This window comes from Roseobacter sp. N2S (assembly GCF_031454055.1).
Classification (GTDB): Bacteria; Pseudomonadota; Alphaproteobacteria; order Rhodobacterales; family Rhodobacteraceae; genus Amylibacter.
In genome coordinates this window covers 524,833-538,695 of the sequence record NZ_JAVDQB010000001.1, presented here as the reverse complement: position 1 = coordinate 538,695, position 13,863 = coordinate 524,833, and the positions used below count along the sequence as shown (strand labels likewise).

The 13,863-nt window shown below is 56.0% G+C and carries 15 protein-coding genes; 6 read left to right on the top strand and 9 right to left on the bottom strand.

The genetic code is table 11. The features are described from left to right. Nucleotides 1–42: 42 nt before the first annotated feature. Complete coding sequence (locus GGE09_RS02625; protein WP_309743587.1) at nucleotides 43–1,269, top strand: Zn-dependent hydrolase; 1,227 nt, start codon at nucleotides 43–45, stop codon at nucleotides 1,267–1,269. A gap of 4 nt (nucleotides 1,270–1,273) precedes the next feature. Here the strand turns inward: GGE09_RS02625 and GGE09_RS02620 are convergent, their stop codons facing one another. From GGE09_RS02620 to GGE09_RS02585, 8 genes are all read right to left on the bottom strand, one after another. Further along, nucleotides 1,274–2,341, bottom strand: a complete 1,068-nt coding sequence (locus GGE09_RS02620; RefSeq protein WP_309743585.1) for a DUF1513 domain-containing protein — start codon at nucleotides 2,339–2,341, stop codon at nucleotides 1,274–1,276. A gap of 1 nt (nucleotide 2,342) precedes the next feature. Beyond that, nucleotides 2,343–3,365, bottom strand: coding sequence for an imelysin family protein (locus GGE09_RS02615; protein WP_309743583.1), 1,023 nt, complete (start codon nucleotides 3,363–3,365; stop codon nucleotides 2,343–2,345). 2 nt (nucleotides 3,366–3,367) lie between these two features. Then, nucleotides 3,368–4,900, bottom strand: coding sequence for a di-heme oxidoredictase family protein (locus GGE09_RS02610; RefSeq protein WP_309743581.1), 1,533 nt, complete (start codon nucleotides 4,898–4,900; stop codon nucleotides 3,368–3,370). A 71-nt stretch (nucleotides 4,901–4,971) separates the two neighbouring features. After that, nucleotides 4,972–5,988: a hypothetical protein gene (locus GGE09_RS02605; protein ID WP_309743579.1), complete on the bottom strand. Its 1,017-nt coding sequence runs from the start codon at nucleotides 5,986–5,988 to the stop codon at nucleotides 4,972–4,974. A gap of 58 nt (nucleotides 5,989–6,046) precedes the next feature. Next, the gene (locus GGE09_RS02600) at nucleotides 6,047–7,324 is read right to left on the bottom strand and encodes an imelysin family protein (protein WP_309743577.1); all 1,278 of its coding nucleotides are present in this window, start codon (nucleotides 7,322–7,324) and stop codon (nucleotides 6,047–6,049) included. A gap of 16 nt (nucleotides 7,325–7,340) precedes the next feature. Further along, entirely contained in the window at nucleotides 7,341–7,811 is a 471-nt protein-coding gene (locus GGE09_RS02595) for a hypothetical protein (protein ID WP_309743575.1), read from the bottom strand. Then, nucleotides 7,808–8,005, bottom strand: coding sequence for a hemin uptake protein HemP (hemP, locus tag GGE09_RS02590; protein WP_309743573.1), 198 nt, complete (start codon nucleotides 8,003–8,005; stop codon nucleotides 7,808–7,810). The genes GGE09_RS02595 and hemP overlap by 4 nt, the downstream gene beginning before the upstream one ends. Further along, nucleotides 7,996–8,142, bottom strand: coding sequence for a hypothetical protein (locus GGE09_RS02585; RefSeq protein ID WP_309743571.1), 147 nt, complete (start codon nucleotides 8,140–8,142; stop codon nucleotides 7,996–7,998). Before GGE09_RS02585 ends, hemP begins: the two co-directional genes overlap by 10 nt. Before the next feature lie 332 nt (nucleotides 8,143–8,474). On the opposite strand from GGE09_RS02585, the gene phnC reads away from it, so the two are divergent. From phnC to GGE09_RS02560, 5 genes are all read left to right on the top strand, one after another. Continuing rightward, entirely contained in the window at nucleotides 8,475–9,290 is an 816-nt protein-coding gene (gene phnC, locus GGE09_RS02580) for a phosphonate ABC transporter ATP-binding protein (RefSeq protein WP_309743569.1), read from the top strand. A 53-nt stretch (nucleotides 9,291–9,343) separates the two neighbouring features. Then, nucleotides 9,344–10,246, top strand: a complete 903-nt coding sequence (gene phnD / locus GGE09_RS02575) for a phosphonate ABC transporter substrate-binding protein (protein WP_309743567.1) — start codon at nucleotides 9,344–9,346, stop codon at nucleotides 10,244–10,246. Nucleotides 10,247–10,315: 69 nt separating this feature from the next. Continuing rightward, complete coding sequence (gene phnE / locus GGE09_RS02570) at nucleotides 10,316–11,164, top strand: phosphonate ABC transporter, permease protein PhnE (protein WP_309743565.1); 849 nt, start codon at nucleotides 10,316–10,318, stop codon at nucleotides 11,162–11,164. Then, nucleotides 11,161–12,486: a phosphonate ABC transporter, permease protein PhnE gene (gene phnE / locus GGE09_RS02565; RefSeq protein ID WP_309743563.1), complete on the top strand. Its 1,326-nt coding sequence runs from the start codon at nucleotides 11,161–11,163 to the stop codon at nucleotides 12,484–12,486. Before phnE (GGE09_RS02570) ends, phnE (GGE09_RS02565) begins: the two co-directional genes overlap by 4 nt. A gap of 32 nt (nucleotides 12,487–12,518) precedes the next feature. Further along, entirely contained in the window at nucleotides 12,519–13,139 is a 621-nt protein-coding gene (locus GGE09_RS02560) for a DapH/DapD/GlmU-related protein (RefSeq protein WP_309743561.1), read from the top strand. On the opposite strand, the gene phnF is transcribed toward GGE09_RS02560, so the two are convergent. Continuing rightward, entirely contained in the window at nucleotides 13,136–13,843 is a 708-nt protein-coding gene (gene phnF, locus GGE09_RS02555; protein WP_309743560.1) for a phosphonate metabolism transcriptional regulator PhnF, read from the bottom strand. The genes GGE09_RS02560 and phnF overlap by 4 nt on opposite strands. Nucleotides 13,844–13,863 lie beyond the last annotated feature (20 nt).

Here is a 13,863-nt window from a genome sequence, read left to right as displayed (position 1 = left end):
AAAGAGTAGCCCTCCATTTATCATGATAGTTCGGAGAGTTGAATGACAAACTGGGGGCAAGAAGCCCAGACCCGCCTGCACAGCATCGCGCAACTGTCCGAAGCAGGTGCAGGGGTTACACGCTATCCGTTCACACCGCAACATAAGGCCGCGATTGAAACCATCACCGGCTGGATGGAACAGGCGCGAATGACCGTTCATCTGGACGCCGCCTGTACGTTGGTGGGGCGTTTGGGCGGGCCCCTTGATGAACACGCAGATGCGCCCACATTTCTGATCGGTTCCCATCAGGATTCGGTACGCTCTGGCGGAGCCTATGACGGGATCATGGGCGTGGCTCTGGGCTGTCTAGCCCTGCAAAAACTGCAAGAGGAGGGCGTGACCCTGCCTTTCGCAGTAGAGGTTCTGGCCTTTGCCGATGAAGAGGGTGTACGCTTTCCAACGGCACTTTTAGGGCCACGGGCCTTGGCGGGCAGCTATAACCCAGCGGTTCTGTCGATGACGGACGCGCAGGGCATCACCCTTGCCGATGCCTTGAACGGCGCAGGCGGAAATGCAGCGGCTTTGCCCAGCCTGAAACGTTCGGGCAACGAGATTTTAGGCTATCTTGAAGCCCATATCGAACAAGGCCCCGTGTTGCAGGCCGCTGATGCCGCCGTCGGAATCGTGTCGGGAATTTGCGGAATTGAACGCAATACGATTCACATCACCGGCACCACAGGGCATGCGGGCACCGTTCCGATGGATATGCGCCACGACGCGCTGGTAACAGCCGCCCATATCATCGCCCATGTCAACGCCGCAGCCATTGCCGCAACCGATATTCGCGCCACTGTCGGGCATATCACCTGCGCACCCAATGTGGTGAATGCGATCCCGTCTGATGTAACCCTGACGCTGGAAATCCGCAGCGAAAAAGACGATCTGCGCCAGTCTTTTGCTGCCAACATCGAGGGTTTTGTGCAGGATTTGGCACAGGAACTGGGAACCCCAGCAAAGTTCAGCAAAACCTATGAGCAAGCGGCAGTCGCCTGTGATCCCGATCTGGCAGCGTCCTTGTCACAGGCCGCAGAGGGGGTGAAAATTACAGCGCCTGTTTTGGTGTCAGGCGCGACCCATGATGCCTCGGCGATGGCGGATTTGTGTCCGATCACTATGCTGTTTGTGCGCTGTAAAGATGGCATCAGCCATTCCCCTGAAGAACACGCAGAAAGCGCGGATATGGATCAGGCCATCGCGGTTATGGCGGCGTTTTTGAAAGGGCTGTAAGCGGCTACAACCCCACCAGATGATTGTCCCAATGCAGGTTTGGATAGGATTCCTGCCCGCCAAGCCAGCCGCCGATCACCTGCCCCATGCCCGTGGTTACAACCATGCCGCCGCCGCCAAACACCACTCCGCAGACATCCGCCTGCGGTGTGACCTTAATCAACTCCCGTCGCGCCAGATCCGCCGACACCACAACACTGCCCCGCGGAGAGGTGGCGGCGACCTCGGCCCCATCCGCGCTGATTGCGATGCTGCCGACATAGCCGTTCATCTGGTCGTAAATGCCATCGCCAAGGTCCAGAATTTCCGCATCTTGTCCCATTTGATGGGTTCCGATCAGCGGCACCACCTGCCCTTTGTCGCCCTGCCACTGCATCCCGAAGGCCACCAAACCATCGCCAGAAATTGCCAGATGACGGATGGAATTCTTATGCAAATCAGCGCCCAACTCCACCTGTTCTAGCAGATCACCTGACAGGGACAGATAGGTCAGATTGGGTTCCATCATGGCAATATTCAGCTTGGCCCGTCCGGTTTCCGGATGGGTTTCAATCCCGCCATTGGCCACCACCAGATTACCAGAAGGCAGCAGTTTGATGTCATGGGGACCAACCCCGCCCGAGGCAAATTCACCAATGCGTTTATAGTCCTGCGCACTGTCCCAAACGCCGATCACACCCTGCGCGGATTCAAAATCATTCTCGGATGTGAACAAATACCGCCCGTCTGGGTCAAAGACCCCATGGCCATAGAAATGCCGCCCCGCGGGGCTGGTCAATTCTGCGCTAACATTGCCTGTGGCGCAGTTCAGGATCAGGGCAAAGCGACCCGGCCTGCGGGCAAAAGCAACCGCTTGCGCGCGGTAGGGATGGGCGGCGGCGGCGTGGCCGCGTGCGGGCAGCGGGATTTGAAACACAATCAGCCCCGCCCCCGAAAGCCCGCATAACACATAATCGCCCCCATCAGTTTTTGCAGCCGCCAGAAAAGACGGCCCCCCCGCACTGGCCCATGTTGTGGTCGGGGTTAGCCCTGCACTCATCAATCCTGCCAGAAACAGCCTGCGACTGGTCATATCAGTCTCCGTCTAATGCGTTAAAGCCTTCGGAAACGCCCAAATACGGGCCAAGATCGCTTTGGGTATATTCCATCAAACGATCCACTGACTGCTGGATGATTTCGACCTTAATGCGGTGCTGTGGGTCAGCCACGCCCGCAAAAACAGGGTCATCCGCTTTGGCCACAGCTTTGGCGAAATATTCTTCGAGCACGTCATAGCGTTCCTGAAGACCTTGGTTTGATCCGGCCAACAGACGGGCGAGTTCCAGTGGCCCATAGGTGGCCAATTCCACATTGCGCAGGGATCGTCCCGCGCGGCGGGCCTCGGCCCGTTTGGGACGGGGTTTGTCAAACGTGCCAAGCGGGCGCCCAAGGCGGATGTCTTTGGTGAATTCAAACCCCGTGTTAACCGCTTTATACAGCTCTTGCAGGACTTCTTTTTCGGTCTGATAGCGGGTATTTTGCCCTGCCGAGAGCATCAACGCGGCGTAATCCGGCTGCCAGTCATCCAGAATGTCACGGCTTATTCTGGCGCTATCTTTGGTCATCGCCCGTAACAAGGCACATTGATAATCCGGGTGCCCCAACGCCTGTGTCGGCCCGTCATACAGCAGGAATTCCATCGCATAAAAGCCGCGCACCGCGATAGAGGCGTCTTTATAGCCGCCATCAACGCCCACAATCGGGTCTTCTTCGGAGATCATCTGGCGCAGGGCTTTGGGGGTTTTGCCCCGCGTATCGGGCCAGAACGCCAGTGCAAAGGCACGGTCTTCTTGCTCGGTCGGGCCGAACCGCATGTGGCTAACCCCGACCCAAGCATCAAAAGCCGCGTTATAATCCGTCAGCAATTGGCCGTTGGTCAAATCACAGGTCTGCGCCGCTGTTTGCGCCAGCTGTTCCGTCGTGTCTGCCAGCTTTTGAAACCGCGGGATGATGTGATCACTGACAATGCGGTCCACCAGCGCGGTATCCGCTGCAACCCCAAAGGGCAGGATCAGAGCAAACAGAAAGGCACAGGGAAAGGCGCGGAGTTTTTTCATGGTTACAGACTTTCTAGGAAACGGATCAGGGCGGCCCTGTCGGCGGGGGGCATGGTGACAACTTTGGTTTTGGCGGCAGCGGCTTCTCCGCCATGCCACAGCACGGCCTCTAGCAGGGATCGCGCGCGGCCGTCGTGCAGGAATAGGGTGTGACCGCTGACCTGTTCGGTCATGCCGATCCCCCAGAGCGGCGGGGTGCGCCATTCATACCCATCCGCACTGTATTCGGGGGCGTAATCGGCCAGACCTTCGCCCATGTCGTGCAGCAACATATCGGTGTAGGGCCAGATTAACTGGAAACTTTGCTCAGGCTGATCAACCAGTCGATTGGTCACAAAAGACGGCGTGTGACAGGCGGTGCAGCCTGATTCATAGAACACTTGTTTACCCCGTAACACCGTTGGATCGCCCACATCGCGGCGCTTTGGGACGCCCAGATTGCGGCTGTAAAACGTCACCAGATCAAGGGCTTCGTCGTCAATTTCAAAAACACGCTCGTCTTTATCGCCGTGGGGTGCTGTGCGGCAAGCGGCCTGCGCATCAGTGCAATCCCCAAAAGGTGCCGGATGCAGCGATGAGGAAATGCCGATGTCGCCCAAAAAGGCGGCTGCGGCCTGTTCATGCACACTGACTTTGCCCGCCTTCAATCCGAAACGGCCCAGCATCCGTCGATTGTATTGTGCAGACCAGACGATGTTCGGCCGTCCCGAAATACCATCACCATCGGCATCTTCAGGGTCTGCTTTTGCCAGAATATCCTGCGCGGGAATTGCTTCGAGCAGGCCAAGACCGATCATTTGCGGCGCCACACGGGGGCTTGTTACCGCGCGGGGGTCAATCGGACCATAGCCAAGGTCTTCCAGTTTATAGGTCGGCATCCGAAGCGAAGCGGTTTCACCGCCCGACAAGGGGATTTCCGTTTCGGAATAGGCGACTTTGATCTTCACCTCGGCCTGATGACCCGCCACGCCTTCGTCCTGCAACTGGCCCCCATAAACCGGATCAGGGATGCTGCTGAGATAGCTTTCCAGGTCTGACCTGGCCCGTTCCGGTGTGGGAATGGAAATGCGCATCAGGAAAGAAATCGCATTGTCCTGATCATTTACAGGCGGATGGCCGCGTCCGTCTTTCAGATGGCACCGCTGGCAGGAGCGGGCATTGTAAAGCGGCCCCAATCCGTCAGAAGCCAGCGTGGAACTGGGCGAAGACACCCAAAGTTTGGTGAAAATACCGTTGCCCACGTTGAAATCCAGTTCCTTTTCGAAACTGATATTCCCTGACATGGACGAAAACGCATCACTGCTGTGGCGCACGCGAACGCTTGCTGCGCCTGCGGCGTTTTCTTCGAATTTCTGGGGTTTGGTAAAATCTGTCGGGGCTTGTGTGACCGCCTTAATCCGTTTTGATTCGGCTTTGGTGCGGGGCACAACATTCAGGTGGCGGTCATCGAAACTTTCAGCCGTAGCGAACGCGGGAAACAGTGCAACAACAAGCGAGAGGCAGGACAAATGCCACGGATTATGTCGAAAGGTCATATAGTTACTCTCTGGCGGAGGCTTGAGAACCGGATGGGCAACAAATGGCTGCTGCCCATTCCAAAGGGGTGTTACCCACCAAACGGAATGATGACAGACAGACCCAGATTATGCGATCCGACGCCGGCCTCTTTTGCATAGGCATAGCCCGATGACAGGGTGATATCATTTTCGAATGTGTAGTCCAGCCCAAGACCGATCAAATGATCGACAGGCGCGCTGGACACGTCGCGACGGGTGTAGGCGGCTGAATAGGTGAAAGCGCCTTGGCTATAGGCACCGCCCAAAGTCAAATAGTTGGCACTGTCGGTTGTACCGCCATAACCGCCAAAAGCCGCGAGTTCTCCGATCAGGACAATTTGATCGTTTAACGCGTGGACCACGCCGAAAGTCAGACCTTTCTGGTCTTCGACATCACCAAGCCCTGCTGACAACAGGCTGGCACTGGCGCTATATATTGTAGCGTCGGTTTCCAAAGCGTAGTGCAGCGCGACATTGTTCAATTCGCCCGTGTTGCCCACACCACCGGCGGCCACAGTATTGCGCCCCCGATCCGTGCCCCAAGACCGGCTGAGCGCGGAATCGTCTTGGTAAAACACAGCCGCCGATACCGTACCTGCGCCCAGCGCAAACGTTGCGCCGACACCAATCATTTCTGACAGTTCATAGTCTTCGGCAAAGGCGGTTCCGAAATACCCGGGCGCCAAATCCCACGCCAACCCGAAAGAGGGGGCGAATTTACCAAAGGTTAGGGTAAGTTGATCAAAGGTCAGATTGACACCCAGATCGCTGACATAAAGACCCATATCTTCAAACGCGCGGTCATCTGTCGGGTCGGTGATGGATTCCAGCGTCAGGGCTGCGAAAACCGACATCACTTCGCTTACGGCATATTCAACAGCGACCTCGGCAGTGGCAAAGGCGTTGGTGATTTCACCCAATGGATCATCGGATGAAAACACGCGTTCGACACCGATTTCAAGTTCTGCTTCATAGATAAAACGCGGATCGCCATCAGCCTGTGCAGTACTTGCACAGCCCAGAAAAAATGCACTGGCTGATGCAGCGCCCGACAAATATTTGTTCATTTCATTTCCAATTAAGTGTCGGGATTTTCTGGCGGCTGCTGGCGATCCGTTACAGGGTTTATTCGAAAACAGCGCCCGGATTATCAAGGCTGTCAGAACCTTCAAACGCGATGTCGTTCAGGCCCAATTCGGTGACCACACGCTCGATTGTGCGGGTTTGGTCGATCAAACCGTTGACGCCACCCATAACCAAAGCCTCGCCAGCTTCGTTGCCTTGTTCCAACATCTGGTCATAGGAAAATCCAGCCTCGGCCACGGATTTGATCCGCCCCATTGCCATCATGGTTGTCGACAGTTTGCCGCGCATTTCGGCGTCCAGATCGGCGTTCTGGGTTTTGACCAGATCGGACAAAGACGCGCCACCAACCACTGTGCCATCTATGCGCACATATTCACCCAGATAGATATTCTGCACGCCCAGCGTATCGTAATAGTGGCTGTTGTGTGTGTTGTCGGAAAAGCAGTCATGCTCTTCTTCGGGGTCGTTCAACATCAGACCAAGACGCATGCGCTGGCCCGCTTGTTCGCCATAAGACAAAGAGCCCATGCCAGTCAGCATTGCGGAAATGCCGGCGTTTTCATCTGCAAGCAAGGAAGTGCGTGCGTCGCCATCCGTCGCCCATTGCGCTGTGATCCATTCCAGATCACTGACCATCAGATCTGTGGCCGCTTGCAAATACGCGCCACGACGGTCGCAGTTGCCGCCTGTGCAATCATCGCCTTTGGCGTAATCGGTCCAAGGACGGTTGCCAGCACCCGGGTTTGTGCCGTTCAGGTCTTGCCCCCAGAGCAGAAATTCAATGGCGTGATAACCTGTGGCCACATTCGCCTCAACACCGTCCGCTTCTTGCAGGGTCTCTTCCAGCAGGCTCGGGGTGATGTTGGTTGCGTCAACCTCGGTACCGCCCAATTGGAACTTTGGGTTGGCAATAACATTCAGCGCAGCAGATGCGTTTTCATCCGTTGCCCCACCATATGAGGCATCTACATAGTCGATAAGACCCTCATCTAGGGGCCAGGCGTTCACTTTACCTTCCCAGTCATCCACAATCGCATTGCCAAAACGATAGACTTCGCTTTGCTGGTACGGAACCCGAGACACCAGCCACGCGTGTTTGGCGGCTTGCAAATGCTCCGCTGAAGGCTTTGCGATCAAGGTCGAAACTGCGGCTTGCAGTGCTTTTGCAGTCTGCAAGCTATCCCCGTAGGTGGCCTGTGCAATGTCAGCATAAGTGCCGATAACAGCTGCTTTAGTCGCTGTTTCATCGGCCTGCGCTACGGTGCCAAGGCCAGCAGCAACAGCCAAAAGGCTTGCCGTTCGTGTAAGGGATATCATTGTCGTGTCTTCCTTTTCAGTGAAGTGTTTTGGGTGAAGTCTGGGGCGTTGCACGTGGCTGTAACCCCATTTGTCTTAGGCCGAGGCCAAAGCTTTGTGCCGAATTTACCAAACACATGGCAATATCGGGACGCACAATATTGGATGCAAAAAGGAAAGCGTCCTCACGCTCTCCGTCTGCTGCAGCGGCAATGAAATTGGCGAAACAGGCCTCATCTCCGCCAAGGCATTTGCAATCCACATGGTGGCGCATCAACGGACGACGCCCGTGTTGGACACAGGCCTCGCAGATTTGGGCAAGCGCCGCAGCAACGCCGCCGCCGTATTCAGGGCCTAACATGGCCTCAAAATCATGCACAGCGCGGGCTTGGGTTTCTGCGCTGTTGCACCACAAGCGCAGATAAATCACGGCTGCGGCCTCGATCGGGCCCAGTTCCGAGACATAGCCCACAGGCGCGCCGCCGCGATGTGGCTCTTGATCCGTCATTTTGTAAGGATCAACTTGCCAGCACGGGTAATCCGCAGGGTATAGATCTGATCCAGATGACGGATATGCGCCGTTGGCCCGTCCTGCGTCAGTTTTGCGGCCATATGAACCGGCGTGCGGTTTTCGGGGCTGATGTACTGGCTTGCGTCCAGTTGCAAATCCGCCGCGGTGATTGTTTTATGTACTATACCCATGATGTCATCCGTTCGTCGCATTGGTAAAAATCGAGAAGCCAGTCGATATTGAACGTCAGTTCCTGTCCGGCAAAAGAATACGCTTCGGCCATAGTCAGGACGCGATGTCGGTCGTTGAGTGTTTTACGGTCAGCCATAGACAGCCTACTTTCCTGTTTCAGTTCCGTTCTGGCTGCCCGTTGATTCCGCAGCATGATTCTGCGGTGGGGTGGCTGTGTCTATTACCTGACAAAAACTGTCGGAGAAGTCAACACAGGCTCTGCACCCAATGCGGGTTGTCGCCGCTTTACAAAAACCACTGGTTTAAAAAGCGGCGTGCAAGACAGCAAATAGGGCACAGCACAGATGTCTGTTCGCCCCATTCCAGTCCTGTATAGAAAAAGCAAATTTTACAAAACTTTTAGAAAACTGACAATCTTCTGAATCATACCCCCCCTATTCCCCGCCTTGACTGAACACGGGTGACCACATGTTATTAGAGCTATCAGGACTGACCAAAAAATTCGCAGCATCAACCGCTGTGGACAATGTCCATCTGGACGTAAAGGACAGCCAGTTCATCGGGATCATCGGCGCCTCGGGTGCGGGGAAATCCACCATGCTCCGTATGTTGAATCGCCTCAGCGATCCGACAAGCGGTAAGATCGTTTTCCAGGGGCGCGATATTTCAGCGTTAAAGGGTGCACAAAAACGCGCATGGCAATCCGAGTGCGCGATGATTTTCCAGCAGTTCAATTTGGTGCCTCGCATGGATGTGGTGTCAAACGTCCTGCACGGCACGCTGAACCGCCGCAATACATTGGCCACGATGTTCAACATTTATCCTGAAAAGGACATCCATCATGCGATTGATATTCTGGAACGTCTGGGCATTTCTGAACACGCCTCTAAGCGCGCACAGGCCCTCTCGGGCGGGCAACAACAGCGTGTGGCCATTGCTCGGGCCTTGATGCAAGACCCCAAGATTGTACTGGCGGATGAACCCATTGCATCCCTTGATCCGATGAATGCGCAGATCGTGATGGACAGCTTGCGATCCATTCACGACGAAGACGGCAAACTGGTCATCTGCAACCTGCACACCCTTGATACCGCGCGGCGCTATTGCGACCGGATCATCGGCATGCGCGCTGGCCGCGTTGTGTTTGACGGCACAGGTGACGAACTGACCCTGAGTGCTGCGCGCGACATTTACGGCGCGGACAGTTCTTTTTCCGAAGCCGCCACATCCACCAGCGTCGATGTGCTGGAAGACCACCGGATACCGGAACTGGCCATCGCCTGACAATTCAACCCGAACCCGCCAATACCGGCGGGTTTTTCTACTGGAGAAAACCGATGAAAAAACTGATCGCAGCGATCCTAGCGACATCCGCGTTGTGCGGTGCTGCACAGGCCCAAGACATTTCCGAATTCCGCATCGGAATTCTGGGCGGCGAAAACGCCCAAGACCGTATGAACAGCTACCAATGTCTGGCTGACAAAACCACTGCCCTGCTAGGTGTGGAAACCAAATTGTTCGCCCCTGCCGATTACAACGGCGTGATTCAGGGCCTGCTGGGCGGCACCATCGACATGGCTTGGCTCGGCGCTTCTGGCTATGCAAAAACCTATCTGTCCGATCCCGAAGCGGTTGAACCCGTATTGGTGAAATACAACGCAGATGGCGGCTACGGCTATTACTCTATCGGCTTTGCGCGCAAAGACAGCGGCATCACATCTTTGGAAGGTGTAAAAGGCAAAGTCTTTGGCTTTGGCGATCCAAACTCGACCTCTGGCTTCCTGATCCCATCCATCGAAATCCCTGCTGCAACTGGCGCGTCGATGGAATCGGGGGATTACTTTGGTGAAGTGAAATTCACTGGCGGTCACGAGCAAACAATCGTTGCTGTTGCCAATGGCGACATCGACGCAGGCGTGACTTGGGCCGATGGTCTGGGCGAATGGGAAGACGGTTATAATTCCGGTGCCCTGCGCAAAGCTGTGGATGCAGGTCTGGTGGATATGAACGACATGGTCAAAATCTGGCAGTCCAAAACCATCCCCGAAGGCCCGATTGTTCTGCGCAAATCCCTGCCAGCAGATGTTAAGCTTAAGATGACAGGCTTGGTTGCCTCTTTGCACGCCATGGACCCTGAATGTGCCTACGGTGTGGCCAACGGCGAGGCCAAGGCCTTTGCTCCGATCACCCATGACGCCTATGACGTAATCATCAAAGCCCGTCAGTTGAAATCTAACTAAATCCCTTTTCAAACCGCATCTGGCCGAGCCGAACTTTGTTCCGCTCGGCCAATTTTTGCAGGAAACCACATGACGCCCACCGCACTGGATACCCGCGCCACTTATTTGGCCCAAACCCACCGAAAAAGACTCTATAGTGGCCTGTTGCTGGTGCTTTTGGTTGCCATGCTTTGCGGCGGGTTTATCACCGCCGACGATCGAAACGCCGGCGGGTTCTGGAATGGCCTGCCCCATGTTCTGGACTTCCCCGCCGAGGTGGTCACCGAGGCTGCCCAAAAAATCACCCTGCTGCCCGCCCATCTGGTGACGTTTTTCCCCAGCCTGATGGAAACCATCAACATCGCCGCCGCAGCCACTCTGTTTGGCGCGCTGATTGCCGTGGTATTGGCACTGCTGTCCACACGCGGACTGGCCCGTTGGCCCCGCATGATCCCTGTCTTTCGCCGCATGTCCGACATCATGCGCGCGATCCCCGAAATCGTCATCGCGCTGGTGCTGATCTTTGTGCTTGGCGGAGGCCCCGTCCCTGCCATGATCGCCATCGCCTTTCACACAGTGGGCGCCCTTGGCAAACTATTTTCCGAAGTCACCGAAAACGCCGATCTGAAACCTGTTGAAGGGCTGGCATCGGTTGGCGCTGGCTGGTTGCAACGGATGTGGCTGGGTGTGATCCCGCAAGTTTCCCCCAACTTTATCAGCTATGCCCTTCTGCGCTTTGAAATCAACATCCGCGCCTCTGCCATTCTGGGGTTCGTGGGCGCTGGCGGCATTGGCTATGACCTGCGCAATGCGATCAGTTGGGGCCAGGGCAAGTATGACGAGGCCGCCGCCATTTTCATCCTGCTTTTCCTCGCCATTGTCGCGGTGGATCAAATTTCAAGCCTGCTGCGCAACAAACTGGTGGGGACATCAAAATGACTACCGCAACCCTGAAGGCCGACACTGCAAGACTGGTCAATCGCAAGGCAACCCTGTCTTTCGCCCTGCTGGGGGCTGTGGCGCTCTATCTGATCTACATTTTCTTTTCCTTTGATATTATGGGGTTAAGCGAACGCGCCAGCCTGACCAATGCCAAAACACTGGTGGCTGACAGCTATTCCTACAAAACCCATATCACCAAATCGAACCGGGGTGCTGGCAATTTATCTGCCGCGATTGAGGGCGAAAAGAAGGGCCGTTATCCCGAAGGCACCTACCCCGATTGGGTCAGCGCCGATGGGTCAGACGCCTTTGTCACGCTCAGCGATGGCAGCATTGTAGAACTGAAAGGCAAGACTGTCTTTTACGACATCCCCAACTACGGCCCCGTGAAGATCACCACGCGCACCAGCGGTATCGACCTTGAACTGCCCACCAGCGACGTGCCTGATTTCATCTCTGCCTCACGCAACCGCGTGGCCATCACAACTGAGGGTGGGCGTATTTCCGTCACCAAATCCAAGACCGAAATCTTTCGCTATTTCACCGGATGGGAGATGTTTTTCTTCACACTCGACAGCCCGTTCTATGGCAAAAGTGCCTCGCAACTGGCTTATCTGGCCACCTCTGCACCGCGCCTGTCGCCGGAAACCGGCAACTTCGCCGCCATGTGGGACGGGTTCTGGAACAACGCCATGTGGCGTCACGGCGATGTGGCTTGGGCGATCTTTGAAACCATTCTGATGGCCTTTCTGGGCACAGCGGGGGCGGCTTTGATTGCACTGCCGCTGGCGTTTTTATCGGCGCAGAATTTCACCAAAAACTGGATCGCGCGGTTTTCCATGCGCCGCGCTTTTGACTTTCTGCGCGGTGTGGACGGGCTGATCTGGACCATCATCCTGTCCCGCGCCTTTGGGCCGGGACCACTGACAGGGGCTTTGGCGATCCTGCTGACAGACACAGGCACCTTCGGCAAGATGTTCTCGGAAACGTTGGAAAATGTGGATGACAAACAGATAGAGGGCATCCGTTCCACAGGGGCGAAACCCATCCAGCGTTACCGCTTTGGTGTGATCCCGCAAATCACCCCCGTCTTCATCAGTCAGGTGCTGTATTATTTCGAATCCAACACCCGCAGCGCCACCATCATCGGGGCGATTGTGGGCGGCGGGATCGGGCTGTTGCTGACGCAGGCGATCATCACTGGCAAAGACTGGGAAGAGGTCACTTATTATATCATTCTGATCATCATTATGGTGATGATGATGGACACCCTATCAGGCTGGCTGCGCAGTAAGCTGATCGGCAACAAAGACTCTTGAACCCATATGAACAAGACCCGAAAGACCCTGCAATGCCCCGACTGACCCAAGCCGAACCTTTCATCCATCCCGACTGTGAAGTGTCTAACTGCACGCTTGGGGCCTATACGGAACTGGGCAAGGGCACCCGCCTGTTGAACACGGATTTCGGGGATTATTCCTACACGGATCGCTACGCGGATGTGGCCAACGCAGAGGTTGGCAAATTCGCCAATATCGCGGCGTTTTCACGGATCGGGCCAACGGCACATCCGATGGAATTGGCCTCTATGCACCACATGTTGTACCGCTCTGACGATTATTGGGGTGACACACCGCGCTGGGATGATTTCTTTGAAAAACGCGCGGCGCGGCGGGTGGTTTTAGGCCATGATACATGGATCGGTGCACAGGCCTGCGTGATGCCAGAGGTCACAATCGGCACCGGCGCTGTTGTGGCCGCAGGGGCCGTCGTAACCAAAGATGTGGCTCCTTATATGATCGTCGCGGGCGTGCCTGCCGTTCCGCTGCGCGAACGGTTCCCCCGTGACATTGCAGACCGGATGATGGCGCTGGCGTGGTGGGATTGGGATCACGCGGCCCTATTTGCAGCCCTTGAAGATTTCCGCAGCCTGCAAGGCGCCGCGTTTCTGGAAAAATACGAACAGGCCTAACCGTCAATGGTCAGTTCAATATGCCCGCCCGAAAACCATGTGCGGCCAAATTCGATCGGCTTGCCGGTCAGGTCCACATCAATATTGGTGCTGCGCAACAGCGCGGCCCCCGCTTTCAGGTTCAATAAAGACGCCGAGGTTGCATTGGCATTCACCGCCGCCAGCCGCGTTTCATGGCGGGTGTAATCCTGCACCCCGCAGGCGGCAAAAGCCTTGGTGACGGAATTCAACGATTGTAGATGATTTAACATTTCGGGAAAGCGCGCGGCAGGAAAGACCGAAATAAAATGCGCCACAGGCATGTCATCCACCCGCGCCAGCCCTTCGACCACATGCACCAAAACGCCTTTACGGGTGCCAAGCGCCTTAGCCTCGACTGCATCTGCGGGGCGGGTGGTTAGGGACAGGAACTGCTTTGATCCTTCATGCCCCGCTTCCGCAACAGACTGGTGAAACCGCACCCGCTTGCCCACAGAATAGCGCACGGGATCTGCCGCAACAAAGGCCCCTGCCCCCCGTTTGGTATAGACCAACCCCTGTTCTACCAACGCGGAAATCGCGTGGCGGATGGTGTGCCGGTTGACCCCGAAACGGGCGGCATAGGCGGCCTCGGTGGGCAGCTTTTCCCCCGCTTTGTGGTGGCCTTTGGCAATATCAGCCGTGATCCGCGCCGCGATGTCTTTCCAGATTGCTTGTTTCACCACGTCACAAAACCTTCACAAAA